This is a genomic window from Stenotrophomonas sp. YIM B13575 (assembly GCF_042787595.1).
GTDB lineage: Bacteria > Pseudomonadota > Gammaproteobacteria > Xanthomonadales > Xanthomonadaceae > Stenotrophomonas > Stenotrophomonas lactitubi_B.
Genome location: NZ_JBHZOP010000169.1, coordinates 1 through 7,208, shown reverse-complemented (window position 1 = coordinate 7,208; position 7,208 = coordinate 1). Strand labels below are relative to the sequence as shown.

The following is a 7,208-nucleotide window of genomic DNA, read 5'->3' as shown; positions in this document are numbered from 1 at the left end:
GCCATGCCCGGCGGCCTTTCGTTCAGGTGCCCGCCGGGCATGGCCCGGCGCTACCTCAATGCTCGTGCGCTTCGGGGGCGGCGGCGCCACCTTCCAGCTGGTCGAGGAAGTCCACGGCGCGGCGCAGGTGCGGGATCACGATCGAGCCGCCGACCACCAGGCCGACCGAGAAGGTCTCGAAGAACTCCTCACGGGTGACGCCGGCGTCCTTGCACTGGGCCACGTGGTAGCTGATGCAGTCGTCGCAGCGCAGCACCATCGACGCCACCAGGCCCAGCAGCTCCTTGGTCTTCACGTCCAGCGCGCCGGCCTGGTAGGTCTGCGTGTCCAGCGCGAAGAAGCGGCGCACCACCTGGTTCGGCTCACCCAGGATGCGTTCATTCATGCGCTTGCGGAAATCGGTGAACTCGGCGATCCGGTCCTTGCTGCCGTCGTCGGCCGCGCTCATGCCTGGCCCTGCCCGGCCAGCAGCGGCTCAAGCTTGCCTTCACGATGCAGGGCCATCATGTCGTCGTAGCCGCCCACGTGGACGTCGCCCACGAAGATCTGCGGCACGCTGGTACGGCGGGTCTTGGCCATCATCTTCTCGCGCTCGACCGGGTCCAGGTCGATGCGGACCTCGGTCCATTGCTGGCCCTTGCTCTTGAGGAAGTTCTTGGCGGCCACGCAGTACGGGCAGACGGCGGTGGAATAGATGGTGATGGCGGGGGTAGCGCCGGCGGACTGGGCTGTCACGGGAAACTCCACGATGGATCGACGGTCCATATATGGTACCGGTGCGCTGGAATTTCCACGCCACGCCCGCAACACTGTGGATTGATTAACGAATGGTTGCCCCCTGCCCTGCCACGCTGGGCAGACTCTGCCCGAGGACCGACCGCTTGCGACCCCTGCTGCTCACCGCTGCCCTGACCCTGGCCTTGGCCCTGGCCGCCCCGCTGGCGCAGGCCCAGGAGAAGCTGCCGGACATCGGCTCCTCGGCGGGCGAACTGCTGACCCCGGCCCGCCAGGCCGAGTACGGCGCGATGATGCTGCGCGAGCTGCGCAATTACGGCTACCTGCTGGACGATCCACTGGTCAACGACTGGCTGCAGACCATGGGCACCCGCCTCGGTTCCAACAGCGACCAGCCGCGCCAGCCCTACACGTTCTTCGTGATGAAGGACCGCCAGATCAATGCCTTCGCCACCCTCGGCGGCTACATCGGCGTCAATGCCGGCCTGGTGCTGACGGCCGAGCGCGAGGACGAGGTGGCGGCGGTGCTGTCGCACGAAATCGCCCACGTCACCCAGCAGCACGTGCTGCGCGGGGTCGAGCGCGCCCAGCGTGACCAGATCCCGATCCTGCTGGGCATGCTGGCGGCGGTGGTTGCCGCCCAGGCCAGCAACAGCTCCTCCTCGGGCAACGCCACCATGGCGGCGATCAGCTCGGGCATGGGCCTGATGCAGCAACGGCAGATCGACTACACCCGCTCCAATGAATCGGAGGCCGACCGGCTGGGCATCCGCACGCTGTCGCGCAGCGGCTACGACGTGGACGCGATGGCCGGCTTCTTCGAGCGCATGTCCTCGGCGATGCGCGGCAACGACGGCGGTTACAGCGTTCCCGACTTCCTGCGCACGCACCCGGTCAACACCACCCGCATCAGCGAGGCCAAGGCCCGCGCCGAACAGATGAAGAAGGACACGGTGCTGCTGACCACGCGCACGCCCAGCGGCGAGCGCAGGGAACGGGTGGATCCGGCCGACCCGACCCTGGGCGATCCGCTGCTGCGCGGCATCAACCCGCTGTTGCCCGGCAGCGTGCTGCGGGTGCCGATCGGCCAGCTCAGCCGCGGCGCCAGTGGTGATTTCAACTGGGCCCGCGAACGCCTGCGCGTACTCAGCGCCGACAGCCCGGCCGAACTGCAGCGCGAATACGCCGATCTTGCGCGGCGGCAGAAGGACGGCCTGGACGACGCCCAGCGTTACGGCCAGGCACTGGCCAGCATGCGCGGCGGCCGCAGCGGCGCCAGCGAGGCCCGGCAGACGTTGAGCGAGCTGCTGAAGACGCACCCGGACAGCCTCTGGGTCGCCCTGGCCCTGGCCGAGGCGGAATCACGCACCGGCCAATCCACCCAGGCCAATGCGCGCTTCGAGCAGCTGCTGCATGAGCACCCCAACAGCCGGCCGGTGGCCCTGACCTATGCCGAGATCCTGAACGAGCAGGGCGGCCAGGCCGCGGGTCAGCGCGCGCAGGCGATGCTGCGTCCGCTGCTGTCGCAAAGCGGTAACGATCCGGTCTTCCAGCAGCGCTACGCCCGCGCCAGTGAACTGGCCGGCGATAGTGTCCGTGCCAGCGAGGCCTATGCCGAGGCGGCGTTCCTGGGCGGTCGCCCGGAACAGGCCCTGATGCAGCTGCAGGCACTCAAGCGCAACCCCGCCCTGGACTACGTCGGTCGGGCCCGGGTGGATGCGCGGATCGAGTCGATCACCCCCACCGTACTCGAGCTGCGCCGGCAGGGTGTACAGGACCCGGACCTGGACCGCCGCTGAGCACGGCATGACCGGCAGATGGCAGCAACGCCAGATGCCGGCCAGGTAGTCACAAACATGTCATCAAACCGTAGTCTACTGGCACCACTCCAGTAACTGAGCCCTACGGTGCCCTCGTGCAGAAACGCATCCTGATCGTCGATGACGAGCCCGCGATCCGCGAAATGGTCGCCTTCGCCCTTCGCAAGGGCGATTACGAACCTGTCCACGCCGGTGACGCCCGCGAGGCCCAGACCGCCATCGCCGACCGCGTCCCCGACCTGATCCTGCTGGACTGGATGCTGCCCGGCACCAGCGGCCTGGACCTGGCCCGGCGCTGGCGCAAGGAAACCCTGACCCGCGAAGTGCCGATCATCATGCTGACCGCGCGCGGCGAAGAGAACGACCGCGTCGGCGGCCTCGAAGCCGGTGTGGACGACTACGTGGTCAAGCCGTTCTCGGCGCGCGAACTGCTGGCCCGTATCCGTGCGGTCATGCGCCGCGCCCGCGACGATGACGAGGACGGCAGCGTGGCCGTGGGCTCGATCCGCATCGACGGCGCCGCCCATCGCGTGTTCGCCAACGACCAGCCGGTGCCGATCGGCCCGACCGAATACCGCCTGCTGCACTTCTTCATGACCCACCCCGAGCGCGTGTATACCCGTGCGCAGCTGCTGGACCACGTGTGGGGCGGCAGCGTGTATGTGGAAGAACGCACCATTGACGTGCATATCCGCCGCCTGCGCAAGACGCTGGAACCGTTCAACGCCGAGAACATGGTGCAGACCGTGCGCGGCGCCGGTTACCGCTTCTCCACCGCCACCTGAGCCTCGTCGTGCCGGCGCCGTGCACCCCACGGTGCCGGCGTCGGCAACTCTGCTATAACCCTCGGTTCACCTGCGTGAACCGCCGCAACCCACGACGAGACCGCAATGCCCCGCCACATCCGCTCTGCCTGGTTGAAGACACTGGCCACCGTGGCCACCGTGTTGCTGTTGGCCGGTCTGGTCGGATGGTTCACTGGCCACCTGTGGCTGTGCATCGCGCTGGCGGCCCTGGCGACGCTGGTCTGGCATTACTGGCGACTGCGCCGCGTGCTGCGCCGGCTGACCGCGCGCCAGCGCTGGGACACCGCCGCCGAAGGCACCGGCGTCTGGAACGAGCTGGACCGCCTGCTGTACCGCAACCAGGTCGAGATGCGCGTGCGCAAGCGGCGCCTGCTGGACATGCTGCGCAGCTATCGCGCTGCAGCGGCCGCGCTGCCCGACGCCGTGGTGGTGCTGGACCGCAACAGCCAGCGCGTGCAGTGGTTCAACGAAGCGGCCACGGCCCTGCTCGGTCTGCACCATCCGGGCGATCTGGGTGAAGCCCTGGTCGAACGCCTGCAGCCGATGCCGCTGGCCCACTGGCTGGCCGGTGGCCGCAATGCCGAACCGATCCTGGACGTGCCCTCGCCGGTCGATCCTGCGATCCGCCTGAACCTGCGCCTGATTCCCTATTCGTCCGACTACTGGCTGCTGATCGCCCGCGATGTCAGCAAGCTGCTGCGCCTGGAACAGGTCCGCCGTGACTTCGTGGCCAACGTTTCACACGAACTCCGCACCCCGCTCACCGTGGTCCACGGCTACCTGGACATGATGGACCCGGAGGATTTCCCGGGAACCGGACCGATGCTGGAAGAGATGCGCAAGCAGAGCCAGCGCATGGCCCAGCTGGTGGAGGACCTGTTGACCCTGTCGCGGCTGGAATCGCAGGAACACAGCGAAGCCGAGACGGTGGCGATGCAGCCCATGCTGGCCACCCTGCGCCGCGAAGCCGAAGCACACAGCCAAGGCCGCCACCAGATCAGCATCGACGACCTGGCCGGCGTGGACCTGCAGGGCTCGACCAAGGAACTGCACAGCGCCTTCTCCAACCTGGTCACCAACGCGGTGCGCTACACCCCGGCCGGTGGCCGCATCGCGGTGGAGTTCCGCCGCGAGGGCGATGGTGTGGTGCTGGCGGTGCGTGACACCGGCTACGGTATTCCCGCCACGCACCTGCCGCGCCTGACCGAACGGTTCTACCGTGTCTCCAGCAGCCGCTCGCGCGAAAGCGGCGGCACCGGCCTGGGCCTGTCGATCGTCAAGCACATCCTCGGTCTGCACCACGCACGCCTGGAAATCGACAGCGAGGTCGGCAAGGGCTCGGTGTTCGCCTGTCATTTCGATGCCGACCACGTGCGACCGCGTGAGTCCGCCCCCCTGACCTCCTTCGAAGAATGACGCCATGAGCAGCCTCGGATCCCTCCCCCTCCCCGTGAGCACGGACAGCGATCCGTTGCGCGACCCGGCGCTGTACATCAACCGCGAGCTGTCGCAGCTGGATTTCAACTTCCGCGTGCTGGCGCAGGCGATGGACCCGCAGGTGCCGCTGCTGGAGCGCCTGCGCTTCATGTGCATCTCCTGCACCAACCTGGACGAATTCTTCGAGATCCGTGCCGCTGCGGTCCGTCATGCGCAGGAGTTCGGCCTGCCACCGGCTCCGGACGGCATGAGCCCGCAGGCCATTCTCAACGCCATCCACGAACGCGCCGCCGAGCTGGTGGACCAGCAGTACCGCTGCTGGAACCAGACGCTGCGCCCGGCGTTGATGGAGGCCGGCATCGGCGTGCTCGGCCGCAACTCCTGGACCCACCGCCAGAAGCGCTGGCTGCGTGCCTATTTCCGCAACGAGATCATGCCGGTGCTGTCGCCGCTGGGCCTGGATCCGGTGCATCCGTTCCCGAAGATCCTCAACAAGTCGCTGAACATCGTGGTGGTGCTGAAGGGCACCGATGCGTTCGGCCGCAGCGGCCACCTGGCCATCGTGCGCGCACCGCGTTCGCTGCCGCGGATCATCCAGCTGCCGGAAAAACTCGGCGGCCCGCAGAACTTCGTGTTCCTGTCCTCGGTGCTGTCCACCTTCGTGGACGAGTTGTTCCCGGGCCTGGAAGTGCTGGGCGCCTACCAGTTCCGTGTCACCCGCAACTCCGAGCTGGTGGTGGACGAGGAGGAAGTGGAAAACCTGGCGCTGGCACTGCGTGACGAGCTGGTGGACCGTGGCTACCGTCCTGCGGTGCGGCTGGAAATCGCCCACGACATGCCGCGCGACATCGTCCGCACCCTGCTGCAGAACTTCGGCCTGACCGAGAACGCGGTGTACCGCATCGATGGACCGGTCAACCTCAACCGCATCATCCAGCTGTACGACCTGATCGCGCAGCCGGACCTGAAGTATCCGCCGATGACCCCGCGCACCCTGCGCGACAGCGACGGCATCTTCGAGACCACCGCGCGCAAGGACCTGCTGCTGCACCACCCCTTCGACGCGTTCGCTGCAGTGCTGGACCTGATCCGCCAGGCCGCGCTGGATCCGAACGTGCTGGCGATCAAGCAGACCCTGTATCGCACCGGCAAGGACTCCTTGATCGTCGATGCCCTGATCCAGGCGGCACGTGCCGGCAAGGACGTGACCGTGGTGGTCGAGCTGCGCGCGCGGTTCGATGAAGAAGCCAACCTCGGCCTGGCCGATCGGCTGCAGGAAGCCGGCGTGCAGGTGGTGTATGGCGTGGTCGGCTACAAGACCCACGCCAAGATGCTGCTGATCGTGCGCCGCGAAGGCCGCAAGCTGCGCCGCTACGTTCACCTGGGCACCGGCAACTACCACAGCGGCACCGCCCGCGCGTACACCGACCTGAGCCTGATCACCGCCGATGCCGACATCGGCAACGACGTGCACCTGCTGTTCCAGCAGTTGTCCGGGCTGGCCTCGAAGATGAAGCTCAAGCGCCTGCTGCAGTCGCCTTTCACCCTGCACACCGGGATCCTGGCGAGGATCGAGCGCGAGACGCGCATCGCCGCCGCCGGGCGACCGGCGCGGATCATCGCCAAGATGAACGCCCTCAACGAAGCGCAGGTGATCCGTGCGCTGTACGCCGCCTCGCAGGCGGGGGTGCAGATCGACCTGATCATCCGCGGCGCCTGCACCCTGCGCCCGGGCGTACCCGGCGTGTCGGACAACATCCGCGTGCGCTCGATCGTCGGCCGCTTCCTGGAACACAGCCGGGTCTACTGGTTCGGCAACGACGGCGCACCGGAGCTGTACTGCGCCAGCGCCGACTGGCTGGAACGCAACCTGCTGCGGCGGGTGGAAACCTGCTTCCCGATCCTCGACCCGGAACTGGCCAAGCGGGTCTATCGCGAAGTGCTGCAGAACTACCTGGACGACAACCTCAACGCCTGGGAGCTGGATGCCGAGGGCATCTACCACAAGCGCGCGCCGGCCCACGACGAAGCCCCGCATTCGGCACAGATGGCGTTGATGCAGGGACTTTAATCCGGTAGGTGCCGACCTTGGTCGGCACGTTTGGATGCATCCACGCATGGCGTGGATCTACCGTGTCGACCAAGGTCGACACCTACCAACAGCCGCAGCGACCTGTCGAAGGTCGACAGATGCAGGGACTCTGATCCGGTAGGTGCCGACCTTGGTCGGCACGTTTGGATGCATCCACGCATGGCGTGGATCTACCGTGTCGACCAAGGTCGACACCTACCGACAGCCGCGCGAACCTGTCGAAGGCGGGGTGGGTCCGGTTGCGGGGGTGTCCGCGGCATGGATGCCGCGGCCAAGCTTACAGGGACGTACTTGCAGCGTCCCCCGCAACCGGACCCA

At 67.4% G+C, this 7,208-nt stretch carries 6 protein-coding genes; 4 read left to right on the top strand and 2 right to left on the bottom strand.

The genetic code is table 11. The features are described from left to right. Nucleotides 1-55: 55 nt before the first annotated feature. Together ACFX4F_RS20050 and grxC are read right to left on the bottom strand one after the other, a co-directional pair. On the bottom strand, nucleotides 56-448 hold the full coding sequence (locus ACFX4F_RS20050) for a carboxymuconolactone decarboxylase family protein (protein ID WP_046986956.1): 393 nt from the start codon (nucleotides 446-448) through the stop codon (nucleotides 56-58). Then, nucleotides 445-735 carry a glutaredoxin 3 gene (gene grxC, locus ACFX4F_RS20045; protein WP_025878124.1) on the bottom strand — a complete coding sequence of 97 codons (291 nt, stop codon included), beginning with the start codon at nucleotides 733-735 and terminating at the stop codon, nucleotides 445-447. Before grxC ends, ACFX4F_RS20050 begins: the two co-directional genes overlap by 4 nt. A gap of 92 nt (nucleotides 736-827) precedes the next feature. Here grxC and ACFX4F_RS20040 point away from each other — a divergent pair, with 92 nt between their 5' ends. From ACFX4F_RS20040 to ppk1, 4 genes are all read left to right on the top strand, one after another. Beyond that, a complete protein-coding gene (locus ACFX4F_RS20040; protein WP_380658070.1) occupies nucleotides 828-2,534 on the top strand; it encodes a M48 family metalloprotease in 1,707 nt (568 codons plus the stop codon). A gap of 116 nt (nucleotides 2,535-2,650) precedes the next feature. After that, nucleotides 2,651-3,340, top strand: a complete 690-nt coding sequence (phoB, locus tag ACFX4F_RS20035; protein ID WP_089239076.1) for a phosphate regulon transcriptional regulator PhoB — start codon at nucleotides 2,651-2,653, stop codon at nucleotides 3,338-3,340. A gap of 105 nt (nucleotides 3,341-3,445) precedes the next feature. Then, on the top strand, nucleotides 3,446-4,777 hold the full coding sequence (gene phoR, locus ACFX4F_RS20030) for a phosphate regulon sensor histidine kinase PhoR (protein ID WP_025878120.1): 1,332 nt from the start codon (nucleotides 3,446-3,448) through the stop codon (nucleotides 4,775-4,777). Between the two features lie 4 nt (nucleotides 4,778-4,781). Continuing rightward, nucleotides 4,782-6,869, top strand: a complete 2,088-nt coding sequence (gene ppk1, locus ACFX4F_RS20025) for a polyphosphate kinase 1 (protein ID WP_099819168.1) — start codon at nucleotides 4,782-4,784, stop codon at nucleotides 6,867-6,869. Nucleotides 6,870-7,208 lie beyond the last annotated feature (339 nt).